This window comes from Lacticaseibacillus camelliae DSM 22697 = JCM 13995, from assembly GCF_001436615.1.
Lineage (GTDB): Bacteria > Bacillota > Bacilli > Lactobacillales > Lactobacillaceae > Lacticaseibacillus > Lacticaseibacillus camelliae.
The window spans coordinates 42,228-62,032 of record NZ_AYZJ01000024.1 but is presented as its reverse complement, the minus strand read 5'-3'; the positions used below and the strand labels follow the sequence as shown (position 1 = coordinate 62,032).

18 protein-coding genes and 1 pseudogene are annotated in these 19,805 nt (G+C 48.7%); 18 read left to right on the top strand and 1 reads right to left on the bottom strand.

Annotated elements, in window-relative coordinates:
• Positions 1–56: 56 nt before the first annotated feature.
• Positions 57–326 (top strand): annotated as a pseudogene (locus FC75_RS12425) (LtrC-like protein); the annotation flags it as partial.
• 157 nt (positions 327–483) lie between these two features.
• On the opposite strand, the gene FC75_RS13175 reads toward FC75_RS12425, so the two are convergent.
• Positions 484–546: a putative holin-like toxin gene (locus tag FC75_RS13175; protein WP_222843308.1), complete on the bottom strand. Its 63-nt coding sequence runs from the start codon at positions 544–546 to the stop codon at positions 484–486.
• A gap of 263 nt (positions 547–809) precedes the next feature.
• On the opposite strand from FC75_RS13175, the gene FC75_RS04955 reads away from it, so the two are divergent.
• From FC75_RS04955 to FC75_RS04870, 17 genes are all read left to right on the top strand, one after another.
• The gene (locus tag FC75_RS04955) at positions 810–1,022 is read left to right on the top strand and encodes a helix-turn-helix domain-containing protein (RefSeq protein WP_056989288.1); all 213 of its coding nucleotides are present in this window, start codon (positions 810–812) and stop codon (positions 1,020–1,022) included.
• A 15-nt stretch (positions 1,023–1,037) separates the two neighbouring features.
• The gene (brxF, locus tag FC75_RS04950) at positions 1,038–1,457 is read left to right on the top strand and encodes a BREX-3 system P-loop-containing protein BrxF (protein ID WP_056989287.1); all 420 of its coding nucleotides are present in this window, start codon (positions 1,038–1,040) and stop codon (positions 1,455–1,457) included.
• Between the two features lie 15 nt (positions 1,458–1,472).
• The gene (locus tag FC75_RS04945; RefSeq protein ID WP_056989286.1) at positions 1,473–5,162 is read left to right on the top strand and encodes a DUF6079 family protein; all 3,690 of its coding nucleotides are present in this window, start codon (positions 1,473–1,475) and stop codon (positions 5,160–5,162) included.
• A 4-nt stretch (positions 5,163–5,166) separates the two neighbouring features.
• Positions 5,167–7,713, top strand: a complete 2,547-nt coding sequence (locus FC75_RS04940) for a DNA methyltransferase (protein ID WP_056989285.1) — start codon at positions 5,167–5,169, stop codon at positions 7,711–7,713.
• Positions 7,714–7,748: 35 nt separating this feature from the next.
• Positions 7,749–10,424, top strand: a complete 2,676-nt coding sequence (locus FC75_RS04935; protein ID WP_054664882.1) for a DEAD/DEAH box helicase — start codon at positions 7,749–7,751, stop codon at positions 10,422–10,424.
• A 2-nt stretch (positions 10,425–10,426) separates the two neighbouring features.
• The gene (locus FC75_RS04930; RefSeq protein ID WP_056989284.1) at positions 10,427–11,902 is read left to right on the top strand and encodes a PglZ domain-containing protein; all 1,476 of its coding nucleotides are present in this window, start codon (positions 10,427–10,429) and stop codon (positions 11,900–11,902) included.
• Positions 11,895–12,608, top strand: coding sequence for a hypothetical protein (locus tag FC75_RS04925; protein WP_054664873.1), 714 nt, complete (start codon positions 11,895–11,897; stop codon positions 12,606–12,608). Before FC75_RS04930 ends, FC75_RS04925 begins: the two co-directional genes overlap by 8 nt.
• Positions 12,609–13,082: 474 nt before the next feature.
• Complete coding sequence (locus FC75_RS04920; protein WP_056989283.1) at positions 13,083–14,066, top strand: hypothetical protein; 984 nt, start codon at positions 13,083–13,085, stop codon at positions 14,064–14,066.
• Positions 14,067–14,309: 243 nt separating this feature from the next.
• Positions 14,310–14,918 (top strand): recombinase family protein, encoded by a 609-nt coding sequence (locus tag FC75_RS04910; RefSeq protein ID WP_054664864.1) that lies wholly within the window; start codon positions 14,310–14,312, stop codon positions 14,916–14,918.
• 490 nt (positions 14,919–15,408) lie between these two features.
• Positions 15,409–15,876, top strand: coding sequence for a JAB domain-containing protein (locus FC75_RS04905; RefSeq protein WP_054664861.1), 468 nt, complete (start codon positions 15,409–15,411; stop codon positions 15,874–15,876).
• A gap of 11 nt (positions 15,877–15,887) precedes the next feature.
• A complete protein-coding gene (locus tag FC75_RS04900) occupies positions 15,888–16,103 on the top strand; it encodes a hypothetical protein (protein ID WP_054664858.1) in 216 nt (71 codons plus the stop codon).
• A gap of 12 nt (positions 16,104–16,115) precedes the next feature.
• Complete coding sequence (locus FC75_RS04895; RefSeq protein WP_056989282.1) at positions 16,116–16,511, top strand: hypothetical protein; 396 nt, start codon at positions 16,116–16,118, stop codon at positions 16,509–16,511.
• A 6-nt stretch (positions 16,512–16,517) separates the two neighbouring features.
• Positions 16,518–17,384: a hypothetical protein gene (locus FC75_RS04890; RefSeq protein WP_056989281.1), complete on the top strand. Its 867-nt coding sequence runs from the start codon at positions 16,518–16,520 to the stop codon at positions 17,382–17,384.
• Positions 17,385–18,375: 991 nt separating this feature from the next.
• The gene (locus FC75_RS04885) at positions 18,376–18,627 is read left to right on the top strand and encodes a hypothetical protein (protein WP_054663372.1); all 252 of its coding nucleotides are present in this window, start codon (positions 18,376–18,378) and stop codon (positions 18,625–18,627) included.
• A gap of 12 nt (positions 18,628–18,639) precedes the next feature.
• Positions 18,640–18,990, top strand: a complete 351-nt coding sequence (locus FC75_RS04880; RefSeq protein ID WP_054663369.1) for a hypothetical protein — start codon at positions 18,640–18,642, stop codon at positions 18,988–18,990.
• A gap of 128 nt (positions 18,991–19,118) precedes the next feature.
• The gene (mazE, locus tag FC75_RS04875) at positions 19,119–19,343 is read left to right on the top strand and encodes a type II toxin-antitoxin system PemI/MazE family antitoxin (protein ID WP_054663376.1); all 225 of its coding nucleotides are present in this window, start codon (positions 19,119–19,121) and stop codon (positions 19,341–19,343) included.
• Positions 19,330–19,716: a type II toxin-antitoxin system PemK/MazF family toxin gene (locus tag FC75_RS04870; RefSeq protein WP_054663366.1), complete on the top strand. Its 387-nt coding sequence runs from the start codon at positions 19,330–19,332 to the stop codon at positions 19,714–19,716. The genes mazE and FC75_RS04870 overlap by 14 nt, the downstream gene beginning before the upstream one ends.
• Positions 19,717–19,805 lie beyond the last annotated feature (89 nt).

The following is a 19,805-nucleotide window of genomic DNA, read 5'->3' as shown; positions in this document are numbered from 1 at the left end:
CATGGCCTTTTTGGTCTAGTCGCTAAGGTGTTGCACTTGAATTGTAAACTGGGGCCAAACAATTAGGCTTACAAGAAGCCCCAAAAGATCCTGAGCATGATCTAAAAAAGCTATCAGCCCATGATCTTAATAAGTCCTATCAAGGCTTGCAACAACAAATTCAACAAACAACTAGTCCACAACAAAAAGCGCAATTAAAAAATCAGTTAAACGATGTGCACCAAGAAATTAGTGATCGAACTCAAAAACAGCTGCAAGCATTTTCTGAAAAGAATCCGGGAATCAAACAACCTGATCCTGAATACGATCAAAGTCTGAAACGTTAGCCAGTTTTTAAAGGACATGCTATAATGAAGGCAGAAAAAGGAAGCCCTGCCGAAAACAGGACTTCCCACGCAAGCCGCTTCAAAGGCGGTGGCATAATTACAAAACTATATTAATGTCGTCCCGTAACTCGCCAAAGTTATAATCGGGGCGGCTTTTTTATTTGTGGTGCTTGTCGATATAGCTGAGTAGCGCGATTAAAAACGTGCCAAACAGCAACATCAACGAGAGTGTCTGGAAGACGCTCATTGACTGTGAAACCTTCCTGAAGATTATTCCATGTTCCCATGGGCCTCACCTCGCAAGGGAAAAGACAGCCACCGCCCTTAAAGATAGATTAAGTACAGTATATCAAAAGCTTGTATATAAATCAAGAATTCAGCGGGAAAATTCATTCGATCACTCGATTAAATCTTGATTTCACATTGAAGAATGTGTATAATAGGTTTACAAGTCTGATTTTGGCGGAAAGCGAGGTAAGCGTCATGGCCATTAGCTATAAGAAATTGTGGAAACTACTGATAGATCGCGATATGAAAAAGAAGGATTTACAGAAAGCTGCCGGTATCAGCTCGGCGTCAATAACAAAACTTGGAAAAAATGAAAATGTGAATACAGAGATCATAGAAAAGATATGCGTTGCCTTGGGTTGCGATGTTAGCGACATAATGGAAATGACGGATGAAGAGGCAAAATGAGAAAGGCGGATTGAAATGGGTGAGATTATTGAATACGGAAATCTCCAAAGACAAAAGAACACCATTTCCCGGCTGCTCATTTACTGGACACGAATAAGGAGGCTGTCTTCACAGCCGGTGTCTGTCAGTAGACCTCTTTCGGAAAAGCTGCAGGACGTATCTCCGCGGAGTAGGACGATGAGGCTTGCCTCATGCTTTCAAAGTGTAATCGTACAGTATCCGGACAACGTGGTCATCAAGGATATCGACGTGATGTTCAATCCGGCCTATCAGGTCGACGTTTTGAAAATTCTGACCGAGGCTCGGAAGAGCAAACCCTACAGCGTAATTTGGCCGGGACGATACGAAAACGGAACGCTTTATTACAGCGAACAAGGGTATCCGGATTATAAAACATATGAAGTAAAGAACTATGACATCACCTGTGTCATTTAAGGAGGAAACACCAACATGAAGTATTCAGAGCTAATAAGCTTCAAGCCTGTCGAATCGACGATACAGCTTGTTGAGGGGACAAAAACGGAAAACGGAGTAAAAGAGCTCGTGCAGACCTATGTCATGTCGGACAGCATGGCGGAGAGCCTGCAGGCTCCGGTCATCGACCAACTCCAGATGGACGAAGTTGTAGACAATAAAGGCGTTTTCGTCGTAGGTAACTATGGTACCGGTAAATCTCACCTGATGAGTGTGATTTCTGCTGTGGCCAATGACGCAGGGAATCTCCAATATCTACAGAACCAGAATTTTGCTAAACGCATGGAGCGGGTCGCAGGTAAGTTTGAGATCCTGCGTTTGGAAATCGGTGGCGTTACCATGACGCTCTACGATATTCTCTTCGACTACATCGAGGAAGATTTCCAGCGTCGGGGCATTGACTTCAAGAAACCAGACTGCTCAACGGTCCGCGACAACAAGAAAGTCATCCGTCAGATGATGGAAGCCTTCAATGCCAAGTACCCGGACAAGGGATACCTGATCGTTGTAGACGAGTTCCTTGCCTACCTGACCTCCAGAGACGAGCGCCAGCTGGTTCTCGACCTGGAAGTGCTGCGTGCGTTCGGAGAGATGTGCTCCAAGAGCAATCTCCGCATCATTCTCGGCATTCAGGAGAAGATCTTCGATAATCCGAAATTCAGCTTTGTCTCTGAAACGCTGAAGCACGTCAGCGACCGTTTCACGCAGATGGAGATTACAAAGGAAGATACGGAGTACGTTGTTTCGGAAAGAATCCTGAAGAAAAACCCGGAACAGAAGGCTCTGATCCGGAATCACCTCGAGAAGTTCTCCAGCCTTTACAGTGGCATGTCTACCCGCATGGATGAGTTTGTGGACCTGTTCCCAATTCATCCGGCCTATATCGATGTGTTCAACAAGGTCTATCTTGTGGAGAACCGTCATATTCTGAAGAACATTTCCAGGGTCATCCACGACATCTTTGATAAAGACGTGCCAGAAGATGCACCCGGAATCTATTCCTTTGACACTTATTGGCCTGCAATCAAGGGCAATGGACTGCTCAAGAGTGACGTTACAATCAGCAAGGTCGTTAATGCCAGCACGCAGCTTGAGGAGATTATCAATCGCTCCTTCCCGCACATGGTTTATCAGCCTCTGGCTATTCAGATCATTTATGCGCTCAGCGTACACAGACTAACAACGAACGGCCTGGATGTGCAGTTCGGACTGACGGCTGAGAACCTGAAAGATGACCTTTGCCTTTATCTGGACTCTATGCCGGAAAATGACGCAGACTTTCTCCTTGGCGTTGTTAACACCACGCTCAAGGACATTATGACAACGGTCTCCGGACAGTTCATCATCCATAACGACGCCAACAATCAGTACTATATCGATGTCGATAAAATTGTCGACTACGATGAGAAGATCAACCAGAAGGCATCACTCCTGGCTCCAGCAGAGCTGAACCGCTACTTCTATACGGTCGTCTATAACTGCCTTGAATGGGACGCGAAGGAATACGTCACGAACTTCAAGATTTACGAATACGACCTGAACTGGAACAGCCACAATATCTTCCGAGAAGGCTATCTCTTTATGGGGCTTCCGGGAGAGCGCAGCACTGCTCAGCCGGAGCGCGACTTCTATATTCACATCATGCCGCCTTACGACAACGGCAATGTGAATATTGCCAATCTCCCGGATGAGGTCTATTTCTTCTTTCGTTCTTCGGACGAGTTCAAGAAGAATCTTGAACTTTATGCTGCGGCGAATCAACTGGCCGAAATCAGCGAAGGCAAAGATAAGGAAGCATACCTGAACAAAGCGAAGATGTTCAACCGCCAGCTCGTAAAATATCTGAGCGACAACAAGAACACCTGCTTCAATGTAACTTACAAGGCTCAGATGCGACAGCTGATTGAGGTTTTGAAAGGCAAGTATCGTCCAGATCTGACTTTCAAAGATACCATCGACCTCGCAGCCTCGATCTGCCTTGATGAATATTTCACCGGTAAGTACAAAGACTTCCCGGTCATGAAGACAAGAGTCACCCGCAAGAACATGGCAGGGCTGGCACGGGATTCCTTTAACTATTTTGCAGGCCGGAAGACGCAGCAGGCACGGATGATGCTCGAGAGCTTTGGCGTACTTGAGGATGACAAGATCAAGCCGGAAAACTCGAAGTATGCCAGATATTATATCGATCGCCTGCAGGAGCTGCCGCCGGAGGGCGTGCTGAACTATACAGACCTGTTTGAAGAGCAGTTCATGGGTGCGTATATCGATAAGCAATTTAAGATCAGCTTCTTGTTCACACCGATCATCTTCCTGTCGCTTGTCTACGCGGGATACGCAGTTATTACATTGAACAATGGCAAGACAATCACGGCATCCAACCTTGATGAGATTCCAAATACAAATGCGCTTGATCTGTACGAATTCAAGTACATCTCCCGCCCGGCGAAGATGGCTCTTGCTGAGCTCAAGAAGATGTTCGAGGTGCTTGGCCTTAATCCTGCGCTTCTGGATCTACCGAAGGACCGAGACAATGGCGTCAAGCAGCTTATTCAGGTTGCACAGAATCTTTGCAATGATGCGGTTCTCGGAACGAGAAAGCTTTCTGACGGCTTCGAGCTGTGGGAAGAACCACTCGCGAATTCTCAGATGAAGTCGAGCATGCAGAGCGCCTGCGACAAGGTCAAGGAGGAATTCAGCAACTACTCAGCGAAGTTTAACACATTCGCGAAGCTGAATAATTTCCGCCATACGATGGATGAGATTCAGAAAATTGAGAAGCAGATCTGGACATTGCATCGTATTCCGGAGTATCTCGATTTCAAGAGCGAATGTGGAGATCTCGTTAGCTACATTGTAAGTGTCCAAAATTTCGGTATTGACGAACTGAAAGCTTCCATCGAGGACGCGCGTGCAGCTTTCCGTACAGCCAGAGACAGCATTGCAGAGGGCACCAGTGGAACGGATGCAGCCCACGCAGTGAAGGACGCGCTGGAGCCGGTTCAGGAGAAGTACATCAATCTCTACTACGATGCGCATTCGAAAAAACGCCTCGGCATTGAAGACGCACAGCGCAAAGGCAAGATTCAGGAGAGTCTTGCGCTCAAGAATCTCCGGAAACTGCATAGCATCACAATCCTGCCCGGCGCGAAGCTATCTGACCTCGAGACCTCGATGGCGAACATTAAGGTCTGCTATGAGCTGACTCCGAACGAACTGAAAAAGAATCCGATCTGCCCGCATTGCCATTTCGATATGAGCAGCCATGAGAGAAATGTGCATGGACTGCTGGATCAGATCGACGACGGCATTGATGAGCTGACACAGGAATGGACGAAGAAGCTGCTGGAGACCATCACTGATCCGCTTGTGCTCGCACAAAAGCAGTACCTGAATAACGACCAGCAGAAAGTCATCGATGACTTTGTCGCCTCAAAGGAGCGGCCAAAACGCGTAGATGATTTCTTTGTGGAGAGTATCACCGCTCTGCTTAAGGGATTCGAGCCGGTAGTCATCGACGCGGAAACGCTGGTGGAAAAGCTCGAACAGCTGCAGCCGCTCAGCGAGGACAACTTCCGCAAGAAGCTGAATGACATCATCGCTTCTTATACAAAGGGCAAGGATGAAAGCAAGCTGCGTATCGTCGTAAAGCGTAAGGAGAATTAAAAACATGGAGAAGAGAAAACTAACCAAAGAGGACCTCGACAAGGTCCGCGATATAGAAGGCTTCCCAATCGGCTCGGATGAGGACATCATTGCCCTCTCCGATGCGCCGTATTACACAGCCTACCCAAATCCCTTCATAAAGGAGTTCATTGAAGAAAATGGGACTCCGTATGACGAGGAGACGGACGATTATCATTGCGAGCCGTATGCTGCGGATGTAAGTGAAGGGAAGAATGACGCTATTTATAACGCTCATACTTACCATACGAAAGTTCCTTATAAAGCTATTATGCGTTATATACTGCATTACACCAAGCCGAAGGATCTTGTGTTTGATGGCTTTTGCGGAACCGGAATGACGGGTGTTGCTGCAAATATGTGCGCACACCCAGAATCTCAATTTCAAGCAGTTTTGAACGCTGAAGACCCAGATATTGAATGGGGAGCTCGTATCCCTATCCTGCAAGACTTGTCCCCAATAGCAACTTGCATTGCACATAATTATAATGCAGATATTGATATTCAAAAGTTCACGTCTGAGGCCGAAAGAATACTGAGCGAAAGCTATAAGGAGTGTAAATGGATGTATGCTACAGAACCCGATCCGTCTGCAGCTGCATCGACACTTATCAGACAGAAGGGCAAAATCAATTATACGGTTTGGTCTGATGTGTTCGTATGCCCTCATTGCGGCTCGGAAGTGGTGTTCTATGATGCCGCAGCTGATCCTACTACCGGAAAGGTGAGCGATTCATTTGCTTGTCCCAAATGTAATGCTCAATTAAAGAAAAAAGAATGCAATAATTCGTTTGAATCTTTCTATGATTCCGCTTTGAAACAACCACATCAGATTGTTAAACAGAAGCCGGTCCTTATTAACTACCAATATGGTAGTAAGAGATATTTTAAGCGTCCGGATGCTGAGGATATTGCAACGATCAAAAAGATTGAAGAAATGGACATACCCTATTGGTATCCGACTTTACGTATGCGTGAAGGAAGAGAGAGTCGTCGTAACGATAAAATCGGCCTGACGCATGTTCATCATTATTTCTATAAGCGAACTTTGTATGCTTTGTCAAAACTGTATGACCTGATTCAGAAATCTGAATGCAAAGATTTGCTTCAAATTTGGTTCACAAGCCAGATTATTAACATAAGTAAAATGAACCGTTTCCGCCCGCAAGTATCGTTTCCTTACAATCCATTAAGCGGAACACTTTATGTTTCTTCAATGGTAAGTGAAGCAAATCCTTTCAATGCTTATGAAGGGAAAATTCGTAAATTTACAGAAGCACTTTCTAACAATAAAGGAAATACATATTGCATTTCCACTGCTTCAACAACAAAACTCGATGTACAGGAAAACAGTATTGACTATATTTTTACTGATCCACCTTTTGGTGCGAATTTGAATTATGCAGAATTGAGCTTCTTATGGGAATCTTGGCTGAAGGTTGTTACTAACAGCAAATACGAAGCTATTGTAAATCCTACAATGGGAAAAGCCTTGCCTGAATATCAGACGCTAATGACATCTTGTTTTCAGGAGTGTTATCGAATTCTTAAACCAAATCGGTGGATGACCGTTGAATTTCATAATTCTAAAAATGCTGTTTGGAATGCGATACAAGAAGCTTTACAAAGAGCTGGTTTTATTATTGCCGACGTAAGGACACTTGATAAGCAATCTGGAAGCTTCAAACAGGTCAATAATACCTCGGCTGTTAAACAAGATCTTGTCATATCGGCCTATAAACCAAAGAACGACCTTACACGGACCTTGCACGAAAGTGCTGGACAATCTGAAACCGCGTGGGCCTTTGTTCGTCAACACCTTGCGAACCTCCCGGTTATAGTCGATGCGGATCATGACGGCAAGATTGACATCATCTCCGAGCGACAGGCGTACCTGCTTTTTGACAGGATGGTTGCCTATCACATTATGAATGGAATTCCTGTGCCGATTGACGCGACGGATTTCTATAAGGGACTGGATGAGAAGTTCTTGAAGCGTGACGATATGTATTTCCTGCCGGATCAGGTTAACGAATACGACACGGCTCGCATCAAGATGGACGTCGAACCGATCCAGTTCGAGCTGTTTGTCTCGAACGAGAAGTCCGCTATCGCATGGTTGTATCAGCAGCTTGACACGCCACAGACCTACGCGGAGCTTCAACCGAAGTTCATGCAGGAAGTGAAGTCCGTGGACCGTTATGAGAATATGCCGGAGTTGTCTGTCATGCTGGACGAGAACTTCATTCAGGACGATAAAGGCCGCTGGTATATTCCGGACCGCACGAAGGAAGGCGACGTCGCTAAGCTCCGCGAGAAGAACCTCTGGAAGGAATTCGAGAGCTATATGAACAGCAAAGGCAAGCTGAAGCTGTTTCGCTCTGAGGCTATCCGTGTCGGCTTCTCGCGCCTTTGGAAAGACAAGAACTATCAGGCCATCGTTGATATGGCAGAGCGTCTGCCGGAGCAGACCATTCAGGAAGACGATAAGCTACTGATGTACTACGATATCAGCTTGAGCCGCGTGCAGTAAGGCTTTAAACTGCACATTTTTGGAGGTGGCAGCGCATGCTGAAGGCAGGTGAATTCGCCTTTGACAGGAATACAGGAAAAAGCGTACAGGTTCTTGAATGCCTCGAAGTGTGGGGATACGTATCCTATCGCGTCTTCGATCCGTCCGCAGGAAGTGTCTATAAGGTGATGGCGGACAGCTTGAGTGATTCGTCCGGCTCGAATACTTACGATGAGAACTATCTGCGCTATGTTACGCTGCTGTCAAAGATTAAAAACGAAACTGCGGGAGGACTCCTGACTTCTCTTGCCAGTGGTGTCATTCCGCTGCCACATCAGCTGCATGTTTTGAACCGCGTGATGTCTACGAACAATATCCGCTATATTCTGGCGGATGAGGTCGGCCTCGGGAAAACGATCGAGGCTGGCATGGTTATCAAGGAGCTGAAAGCAAGAGGACTGGTCAGGCGGACGCTTGTAGTCTGCCCGACTGGTCTTGTAACGCAGTGGTCTGCGGAAATGCAGGAGAAATTCCACGAGAAGTTTCAGGTGATTCTCCCGTCGGACTACGATACGATTCGCAGGCTAACGGACAGCGATGATGTCTATGGGCAATACGATCAAGTCATCTCGCCGATGGATTCGATCAAGCCGCTCGAAAAACATGCTGGGTGGACGGAGGAACGCGTAGAACAATATAACCAGGAGCGCATTTATTCCATCATTAACAGCGGATGGGATCTAATCATCATTGATGAAGCACACCGCGTTGCTGGTTCTTCCGGTGAAGTGGCAAGATATAAGCTCGGGTATCTACTTTCACAGGCAAGCCCATATCTGCTGCTCCTGACAGCCACGCCGCACAACGGCAAGACCGAACCTTTCCTACGTTTGGTCCGCCTGCTTGACGAGGATGCCTTTCCGAACGCAAAATCCGTAGTCAAGGAACAGGTTGCTTCGTTCCTGATCCGTACAGAAAAGCGCGAGGCTATAGACACTAACGGAAATCTGCTGTTTAAGAACCGTGTCACACATCTGGTCGAGCTGACCTGGGACGAACGGCATACCTATCAAAGACAGCTCTATGAGATGGTCACGTCCTATGTTTCGAAGACCTATAACAAGGCACTCCGGAACCGCAAGAAAAATATGTGCCTGATTTTCCTGCTTATCATTATGCAGCGCATGGTGACAAGCAGCACAGCAGCAATCCGCCAGAGCCTCGAACGGCGGCTTGAAATTTTGAAAACCCAGAATACCAAGATTGGCTCTCTTACCGAAGAAAATCTGGCGGAGCTAGATATTGAAGATGACGTCGAGGATGCACTTCAAGCCATGTCTCTCGATATGGAAGAAGAAATCAGCGAGCTGGAGAATATTATCGCGGTTGCCAAGCAGGCGGAGTTCCAGCACCCGGATGTAAAAATCGAAACGCTGGAGAATACGATAGACGCTCTCCTAAACGCAGATAGAAACCAGAAAATTATCATCTTTACGGAATTTGTGGCTACGCAGGAATATCTCCAGCGACTGCTAACGACTATGGGATATTCTGTGACAATCCTGAATGGACGGATGAGTATCGAAGAGCGTAACGAGGCACTTCGGGAATTCCACGACAATACGAACGTTTTTATTTCTACCGATGCCGGTGGTGAAGGCCTGAACTTACAGTTCTCGAATATCATCATCAACTACGATCTGCCGTGGAATCCGATGAAAATCGAGCAGCGCTGCGGTCGTGTAGATCGTATCGGGCAAAAGCGAGATGTGCAGATTTTCAATTTCATCGTAACAGATACGATTGAAAACCGTGTACGGGAAGTGCTGGAAGAAAAGCTCTCTGTGATCCTCAAAGAAATGGGCGTCGATAAGTATTCTGATGTCCTTGATAGCGAAGTTGCAGAAGTTGATTTTACCGATGTCTATATGCGTTCGATCAGCAGGCCGCATAGAAAATCCGATGAGAATCTGTATCCGGTAGAGTCTGAGCTACGGCAGGAGCTGAAAAACGCACAGAAATACAAGAGCCTGCTTCATGAAGACAAAGACCTGACGAAGCTCGTCGGGAAGAAATCGAACTTTGATGTGGATACCGCTCTGCACCAGATGCTCACCTGTTATGATGCATGGCAGGGATTGGACCCGCGGCTCATTATGGATATTAGTATCAATGACGATAGCATTACGCGGCATCTCAATGCAGACGTGATTCAGGATCGATTCTCTCCGATATTGTCGGTTTCGATTCAGGATTTTCCGAACGAGGAAGGTTACTTCATGCTTTGGAATCTGTCTGCAACCGATGATGAAATGGGCCAGAGAATACTCCCTGTATTTGTCAATAAAGATTTTGTGCTGCGACCAATGGCTGGGAAGCGGATTATGGATGTGTTCCTTGATGGAACGTCACAACTTTCTGTCCATTCCGTACCGAACTTAACTGGAGACGAGTATCAGCAGCTTGAAAAGCTGAGCAAAGAATTTGCGTACGATTCGTTTCTTGAATTAAAGGATCAGCAGTTAAAAAGAAATAAGGAAAGCTATGACAAGTACATGTATGCTCTGAAACTTCGGACAGAAGCTACGGAGCATGTGGGCATAGATAACATCAGAAAATCCCGGTTGAAGCGACTGGAAAAAGAAAAAGCAGCCGTAGAGGAGCAATATAGAAAAGGACAAGAGGTCTATCCGGAATTTAAGTTGTGCCTACTTGTCAGATTGGAGGCGTGATAATGTTCGGAAAATATATATATGAAAAAACTTATGCTTCCAACACTTCACGCATGCTATTCATTGATGAGGACGGCCTTGACGAACAGACGCACTATACAGATGAGTTTGAGCACAGAGGTTTTCAGATCCTTCACTACAAAGATGATCTGAGCTTCAGGATTGAGTGGGAAGATAAATTCAAAAGTGGTCAGGATAAGTATCTGATTCTCGCAGAGCCAAAGGTCTACATACCATATGATGTTCTGAAGGCTTGTGGTTCTTACAAATTTCATATTTCTTTGATGAATCTCTTCCCGCATCTGCAGATACAGTGCATACGGGAGAAGGCAGACCTGAATTTTGATCTTCTCTGCATGGCGTATAAAAGCCTCTACGACGATTGCCGAACGTACGATAAGACGAAAGACTTCATAGATGATGTCGTCTACGGCAAAGACAATGTTCGCGAATATGTGAACCAGCGCATCAAAGATGTTTCTGTTCTGGCAGAAAAGACGCAGAACTATAAGAATTGGATCAAGGTAGCAGAGGCAAAATCTGAAATTGATGTCTTCTGCGCAGCTTATGAGATCGACGCGGATGCCGAGTTCGTGCAGGAACCGTTCTTGAGATTCATACTTGAGAGCTTCGGCAAGCTTTCAGGAAAGATTACTTCAGATCGGGAAACGCCTGTGCTCGTCAAGGGCGCGATGGATTACATGTATAATCACAGCGATAAATTCGTGATTATCGTCATGGACGGAATGTCGGAATTTGACTGGACAATATTGTCTCGAAGCTTCGGAGACATAAAGTACGAACGATCTGCGGCTTTTGCCATGATTCCGACGATCACATCACTCTCTCGACAGAGCCTTGTTTCCGGCAAATATCCACGGCAGCTTTTTAGCCCGTGGAGTACCAGCAAGGAAGGTAAGGAATTCACCGATTGTGCGATGAGCTTTGGCCTGCGCAAAGAGCAGGTTGAATATCATCGAGGATACGATGCCGACTTTGGACCGACGATTCGTTGTGGTTGCGTCATCATTAATGACATAGATGATATGGTTCATGGTCAGCAGCAGGGACGATCCGGCATGTATCGTGATGTGGAATACCTGTCTAGTATGGGTAAGCTCGCGACGCTTGTGCGAAATCTACTCAGTAAGGGCTTTGATGTCTATATTTCGGCTGATCACGGTAATACTCCATGCATCGGTCAGGGAAAACTGATGAAGCTCGGCGTTGAAACAGAAACAAAGAGCCATCGCATGTTGGTTCTGGAGAAGTTTGCAGACAAAGAGAAAATGAAGAAACAATATGACATGATCGAGTATCCGAAGTACTTTCTTGACAAGCAGTACGATTACTTGATCTGCAACATTGGAAAATCCTTTGACGCGAAAGGTGACAAGGTGATGACACACGGAGGCATAACAGTGGACGAAGTGATCGTGCCATTTATTAAAATAAAGGCGGTGGATAACAATGGGTAAGATGGTCGGACTTTCGAGAAATTTGAAGATGACATGGCTTAACAAGGCCGTCGAGCTATTATCCGAGAATCTGCCAGAACAAGATTATAAGGATAGGCTGAATGAATACCTCAGCTTTGAAATCAAGAGTCCTACAAACCTGCGTAAAACCAGAGAGATTCTGATGAACTTATGGTATTACGAGAATCCGGAGACGGAATCTCTGCGAACACAGGCACGGGTTCTTATCGAAAACGATTCTGATAATTCGCTTGCGGCCCACTGGTGTATCATCCTCGTCACATACCCGATATTTGTAGATGTGTCGAGGATCGTCGGTAAGCTCTCCGAATTTGAAGAGGAGTTTACGATCCAGCAACTAAAGCAGAAGATCTTTGATGAATGGGGTGAACGCGCCACATTGTTCCACTCCATCGACAAGATCATCGCAACAATGAAGGCGATAGGCGCTTTGAAAGCTGAGAAATCGGGTCGCTACACTATCATAAAGCATGAAGTGCGAGACGATAAAGTAAATGCACTTCTGGTAAGTGCCGGTATGACCGTCGAGGATAAAGGAAACTTTACCCTTCAGGACTTACGCGAAATGAGCTACATGTTCCCATTCAAATATCAGATTGAGAGGGAAATGCTTATGATGAATGACACGTTTACCATCACGAACATCGGTGGCGAAATGATGGTGAGCCTGACCGCAAGCTTATGATGACCTGGAAACAATTCTACGATGGTTATCTTTGCTGGTCTGACAGCACCATCTCTTCCAGACTTTCACAGATATACGACCTACAAAATGCGGATACAGCCGAGATTGTAGATTGCTGCCAATGCACTGATGAGGCTCTTGCCTGCCGCCTTCTTCGCAAGGCAGAGAAGGCACAGCTATCCTTCAGTAAGAGGTCGTTAAACGGGCGTATATGAAAAAGTGGCGCAACCCTCTAACATAAGGATTGCGCCACTGCTGTACTCGAATTATTTAGGCCACCAGGGTATACCCTGGTGGGACATTTTCGGAACCCGTCAAATTAACGTTTATCGTGTCCCACCAGGGTGTATTATCAAAGAAAAAGAAATTTCCACGGTTCGGTACATGTGTATGTACTTATCGGAGAACCCCATCTATAATAGAAGTAAATAGTCGGAATCGCTTAATCAGAACACAACGACGGGAGTGAAGGCATTGGCGAAAACAATCAGTAAGCAGCAGAAATGGAACGCAGCTCACCGAGAAGCGACCCGGATTGCTAGCGATCGAAGTGCAACCAAGCGCTTCATCCAACGATACGCCACGGCTGACGATCTCGTTGCAGTTGAGAAAATGGTACAAAGCCAGCGCGCAGCATTGAAGGAACGTGAGGCAGAGGCGATCCGGCCGTTGGATCTGTATGCCGGGGTTATCGGGCACTCATCAGATGATCAGCCTCCGCGAGGCTTTGATGTGATTGAGTCGGCGGACGTTATCACGGCCTCCTTTGAAGGCAAGTTCCTCGTCAAAACACCAGACCGAAGCAAGCTGGATCCGTTTAGCTTTGATTGGCACCAACGCGAAACGCTTGCAAGTGACCACCTGGACGCCTGGTGGCAATGGGAATCAAAGCTGCCGAGGCTGCATACGGAGAGCCGCATATTCCGCGCCTATCCGGTGGAGAAACGCGCTGAAATCGAAGCGGAGCTGGAGAAGCAGTTTGGCTATCAGCCAAGGTTCAAGGTTTGTTACAGTGCTGCGGCACTGACACGACGGGAAAATGAGTTCTTCAGCCCGTTCTCTGAAGAACCTATTATTAGATGGGAAGGCGCTGGCCGGGGGTACTGGCCAACCCAGCAGACCGAAGTGGTGAGCGGTAATCTTTCTCTGGTTGAAGATCAGCCCTGGGAGGAAGGACACCCGCCATTGCTGGAAACAGAAGTGCTGCGTCCAGCCTATGAGGCGCTAAGCAAAGAAGACAAACCTGTGTATGTACCAACAGACCAGGCCCCGGTGCTGAAGCCCAGAAAGTACCAGGCAATCAAGGTCACGCGACGCACGCAAAAGGATGGTACTGAACGAGAATACCGCAAACCCGCTGGCCAATATCGCGGTCTCAACCGCACGGAAGCGTACAAGGCTTATCGTAAAGATCACCCGCACGCGAACCTAGACAACATCGAGCTTGAGGAGATTTAGACAAAGTGGGCCAACTCGGCCCAAAGTTGTGCTGAAAGGTGGGGTAACTTTGGCAATCAAGGCAACGAATACACAGATTAAGGTCACAATGACGCCTGAGCAGCGCTTAGTGCTAGACCAGGTCAAAAGCACAAGTGGCGAACGAACTTCGGAACTTATCAATCGGCTACTCGCGACCGAGCTAGCCTTGCAGCAGGCCGGCCTCAACCACGACTTGCACGCTAAGCAGAGAGGTGGACACTAATGGCCAAAGTTGGTTATGCGCGAGTCAGCACGACAGATCAAAATTTGGCGCGTCAATTTGCCGCCTTTGACCAGGCGGGCGTCACGAAGGTATTTGCCGACAAGCTAAGCGGCAAGAACCTGGAGCGGCCGCAGCTCAGGGCGATGCTTGATTACATCCATGAAGGCGACGAGGTGGCGGTGCTTAGCGTAGATCGCCTGGGTCGCAATAACGCTGAGCTGAGCCAGGTCATCGGGATCATCAACAGCAAAGGCGCTATGCTGAACATCTTGAGTTTGCCTACTTTTAGCGAGATCAAGGAACCTAACTTGCGCCGCCTGATCATCAACATTTTCCTGGAGCTGAACAAATACCAGGCCGAGGAAGAGCGCAGAAAGATTCTGGAGCGGCAACAAGAAGGCATCGCCGAAGCTAAGAAACGCGGCGCGTATAAAGGTGGCCGAATCTTGTACTCCGCCGACGTTCAGAACGCCAAGAATCGTTTGGCCTACGAGCAGCTGGTGAAGCTTGTTGGCGAAGGCGTGCCCACAAAGGAAGTTGCGCGAAGAATCGGCGTCGCGCGCAGTACTGTCTACCGAATCATCAAGAGAGATCACCTCAAGGACTGATTACAGAAACGAGAACCGGTGCCCAGGTTGAGAAGACCAGGATGGTGGTTCTCTTTTTTTGATCCTTCAAGCCAGGCCACAGCCTGCACTCACAAACCGAGTGTAGGCTGTTCAACGTTATGTGGCGGCGCGCCCAGGGGGCCCTTGCGCACGCCACGGTTACTTTAGTCTCCTACTGCTGTTTTGCGGTCTTGCAAGAATCCAGAAGGAGTGATCAGTGCTTGCCCTGCTTCGCAGTGCCTGGCGTACCGCCAGAAGCCCGCCGCGCTTTTCTTCATCTCTCGCGCTACGCCTAACGCCGCTTCGCGGCTACACCGGAACCCTTCCACCGGCAAGGGGCGAAAAACTTTTGCAAACCCGGCAAAACTTTTTGCGCTCAGCCCACCCTTGCCGGTTCCAGGAACCCGGTGTTACGGCTACGACGTCGAGAGATGAAGAAAAGCGCAAATGCGCAGTAGAAGGTCGGGCCGGAAGCCCAGGAGGTAATCTGATGAAGACGACAATCAAAGTAACTCAAAATGCGGTTATGGTAACATCTGTGAAACTGGTGCAAACGAAAATACCGCTGTCATGGGCCGGGGTTCCTATCCTTGGCGAGCTCACGGCAACATACGTGGCCCAACAAATCATCGGCGACGATGCCAGCGAGAGTCTGTTGGCAATGTTCCTAGATACTAAGAACCAAGTCATCGCCGCCCAACGCGTGTTCATTGGCACAGTCAACAAGGCCCTTGCCGCACCACGCGAAATCTTACAATCAGCGCTGTTGTGCAACGCCGTGAGCTTCATCATGGCTCACAACCACCCCAGCGGTGATTGCACCCCATCGGACGCAGACCGCCAGCAGATGCAAGCAATGGAGCTAGCCGGGAACGTTGTGGGTATCAAAATGTTAGATAGTCTGGTCGTATCGCCGGAAGACGCGTACTCAATCAAGAGCAACGCCCACATGGCCTAGGAGGGATAATCATGAAATCATATATCATCTATTGCGGGTATCAAATTCTGGGAGAGCAGGCCGACTGGTCGGAACACGTCAGCGCACGCAATGAGCTAGAGGCTCTTAAAGCGGGCAAGCAGAGCATTCTTGCACAAGCCGTTCGACGGCCAGACGAGTACGGTGTGAACGTTGCACTGGCCGACAACCCAGAGCACGTAATCATCGGCATGGACTACATCGGATAGGAGGCGGACAGTATGAAGACGGTATACGAGGACGTTGTGAAGCAACCAGCAGACAAGCTGGCCCAGACCATGCAGGACATGACGTACTGCTGGAATGAAACCGTGGTACCCAAAAAACACTACAAGAAGCTCCTCACCAAACAGCTAGAGGAGGTTGTCGCGGACAGCGTTAGCGTCAGCATGGTTAATGCCTATTACAAGACGCTGGCGGAGTTCAACAAGGGAAACCGTGAATGGTACGTATCGGCCTTGTTGTGCATTGAGCTGGGCATCAACCCTAGTAAGGCCAGCCAGCAAGAGCTGGAGGCCGTCAATCGGGCCACGCTAGCGGCGCTGGCCGGGCCCGACGGCGGACTTTTGGCCCCCGACCTGAAAGCGGTATTTGACCAAGCAATGTTAGGAGCGTGAGCAAAAATGCCATTGAAATCAAGCATTCTAAGTTACCAAGACCGGGGCCGGTGGGGCAAGAGCAGTTACCGAGGTAACGTATCAGGCCACGTCATCAAAGACTTACTAGAGACGTATCGGCCGAAGAAATTTGTGGAGGTCTTTAGCGGTGGCGGCACGGGCAAGGACGTAGCTACCGACCTTGGCCTCACTGACAGTGTTCACCTAGACCTATTGACCGGCTGGGACGCGCTCAAGGACGACACGCCGGTGCAGTCAGACTTTGTGTTCTCGCACCCGCCGTACTGGGACATCATCGACTACGCGACCCAACGCGGCGCCTACGACCCGGACGACCTATCAAATGCCATGCCCTACGCGGACTTCATCAAGGAGCTAGACATTATCAACGAGAAGATATACGACAGTCTGGTCAAGGGCGGACGACATGCTTTCCTAGTCGGAGACGTTCGCAAGAAAGGCCACTACTACTCGATTATTAAGGACATGACTTGGTACGGCGACCTAGAGTGTCACCTCATCAAGGAGCAGTTCAACACTGTTAGCGGGCGGAAGAGCTACGGCGGGACGTTTGTCCCTATCGCGCACGAGCACTTGTTGGTATTCAAAAAGGGCGAAATCTGGCAGGTCAACATCAAGTACACCAAAGACTTCACCCGAACAATGGCCGACATGCCACACGCAACTTGGCGGGACCTCATCTATTCTATTGTCAGGGGACGCGGCGTTACGAAGCTGGCCGACCTATACGACGCCTTGGCCAAGACTGCCAAGGCGCAAGGAAACCCTAACTGGCAAGCAAAGGCCCGACAGGTGGTGCAGGACGAACGCTATTTTGAACGTGTCACACGCGGCGTGTATCAAGTGGCGTAAGAGGCCCAGCGGGAGCTGGCCCGTTTCCTTCACATTGAGACCATGTTATAATATAGACAAGCGAAAAGGCACCCCACAAGGAGTGCCCTTCCACAGCAGAAGCCGTTTAAAGAACGGTGGTACAAAAGTCACAAACTAAAGCCGCGACCTCTCGCCAAAGTTGAAGCGGCTTTTAGTTTGCTCATTTTTTCCGGCCGAAGCCGGTTGCTTTCATCAGCTTGCGCACTGCATTGACCAATCGCGTTACCGCGAGGACAAGCAGAGCTAGCGCACTGACAAAGGCCGTGATTGTCGCCAAAGCGCCAATCAAAAGCAGACCCGTACCTCCTTCCGTTGGAATTAAAGGTTATGAACCTTACGCCCATAAGCCTCACCTTCTCCCGAATATGAAGATACCACCGCTCATTAACTTTTCTGCTTCCTATATTATATCACAGATGCCGTCAAATGCTTAGAGCCACAAGCGTTTGACGGTATTTGATTGCCATCTCGCCGGGTAGCCGCCGCGCGGCCGAGGGAGCAGTGCGGCGGCCGTCCCGGCTGGGAGGGCGGGGGCCACGCCCCCTCACGCCCTCCGGGCAACACAGATCACGAAGCGAACGATCAAAAGGATGCAGCATAGTAAACGGTACGGCAAAACCCAGCCGCACTCGTTTGTCGCCTCCAGAAGCTCCCTCGGCCGCGCGGCGGCCTGAAACTACCAAGAACGGGTAGTTTCAAAGGCTTGCGCTGCTGTGCAGCGCCTGGCGATCTGCCAGCAAGACCTGGCGCCTTTCATTGGTTCTCACGCTCCGCCTACCGCCGCTGCGCGGCTACACCGGAACCCTTCCGCCAGCAAGGGGCGAAAAACTTTTGCAAGCCCGGCAAAACTTTTTGCGCTCAGCCCACCCTTGCTTGCTCCAGGAACCCGGTGTTACGGCTACGACGTTGAGAGTCAACGAAAGGCGCAAATGCGCAGTAGAAGGTCGGGCAAAAGCCAAGGAGGGCAAACATGAGAACACTAGCAGATTTTTACAGCGTGATGGCCACAGCGGATTATGGTGAGGAAGGCGAGACGTTCGGCGGCGATGGATGCGGGCTATACGTGTTCGGACTGGTGGCCGTCAGCACCGTTGAAAAAGAAGACAGCGTTCAGGTCACGGTCACATCACCTTATTCCTCAAGAATCTATGAGCAATCAACTAAATCTGATTACACCCAAATCCTTGACGCAATCGAAGATGCTCACGTTTCGACATTTTAGGAGGCAACCAAAATGGAAATCGCAACCTTTGCAAAGCTGGTAGAAGCGTATAACGGCGAAGATGAAAGTTTAGGGAATCTGCTTGATGCTGAGTTCTACAACATCGTCGTTGACCAGGGCCTAACCTCAACTGAAGAGGTCATCTTCAATGGTATTGTTCAAGACTTGTCGTTTACTTCAGCCACTGAGTCTACCGACCCCGGCGCTAATCAGGCGACTGCACAGTGGCAAGCAGAGATGGTGGCGGACGAAGGCCGGGAAATCAAACGAATCTTGCGAAAGGCCGCTTCAGAGTGGGACGCACTCAACGAGGTTGAGAGAGACGAGTACCTGCCAGCCAACTTTTTCTGGGAAGCACAATAATAGGATGCCGCCGTTGAGGCGGCTTTTTTCTATGCGCTAATGACGATTGAACGTGTTCCCCGAAGGATATAATGGACAGAAAACCCGCCGAGGTGTATACTACGTGTATACGAGAGGGGCGATTCAGAATGACAGTCAAAGCCAGATCAGTTGGAAACTCTGTGACGCTGACAGTACCAAAGGAACTTCGCGTCGAAGAAGGACAGGAATTTGACGTGCAACGTAAAGCCGACGGAGCCATCGTTTTTACCCCAAAGCACCGCAACCCATTTGAAGGTGAATGGTTCAAAGCAGACCTCAAGCAAAACGACGTACTGGGTGACCAGGAGGTGCTGGATAGTGAGTGGGACTGAGTACATTCCACACAAAGGCGACATCGTGAGTGCCAGTTTTGACCCCAGTGCTGGCAAGGAGATTCAGAAGCGCCGACCAGCCCTAGTCGTCAGCAATGCCCAGTACGCAAAATTAACGGGCCTTGCGGTCGTGTGCCCGATTACTCATGCAGACAGCAACCGATTCAGAGACACCGGACTGCTCATTCCACTTCACCAGAAGAAAACGGAAGGGTACATCAACCCGCTTCAATTTCATACGTTTGATTTCCGTCGTCGGCGATTTGAGCGGATCGAGACCGTTGCAACCGACACGCTGGCGCAAGCGTTACAAACAATCAACGACGTAATCAATGCTACTGAACCCCGGAAGCGTGGCTCAGTCAAAGGCTGACTAATATCAGCCTTTTTTGGTGTCGTCAGAGGCGATTCTGACGCGTTTTTGTGCGAGACGGCGAACAACTATGCGGCAACGGCCTCAAA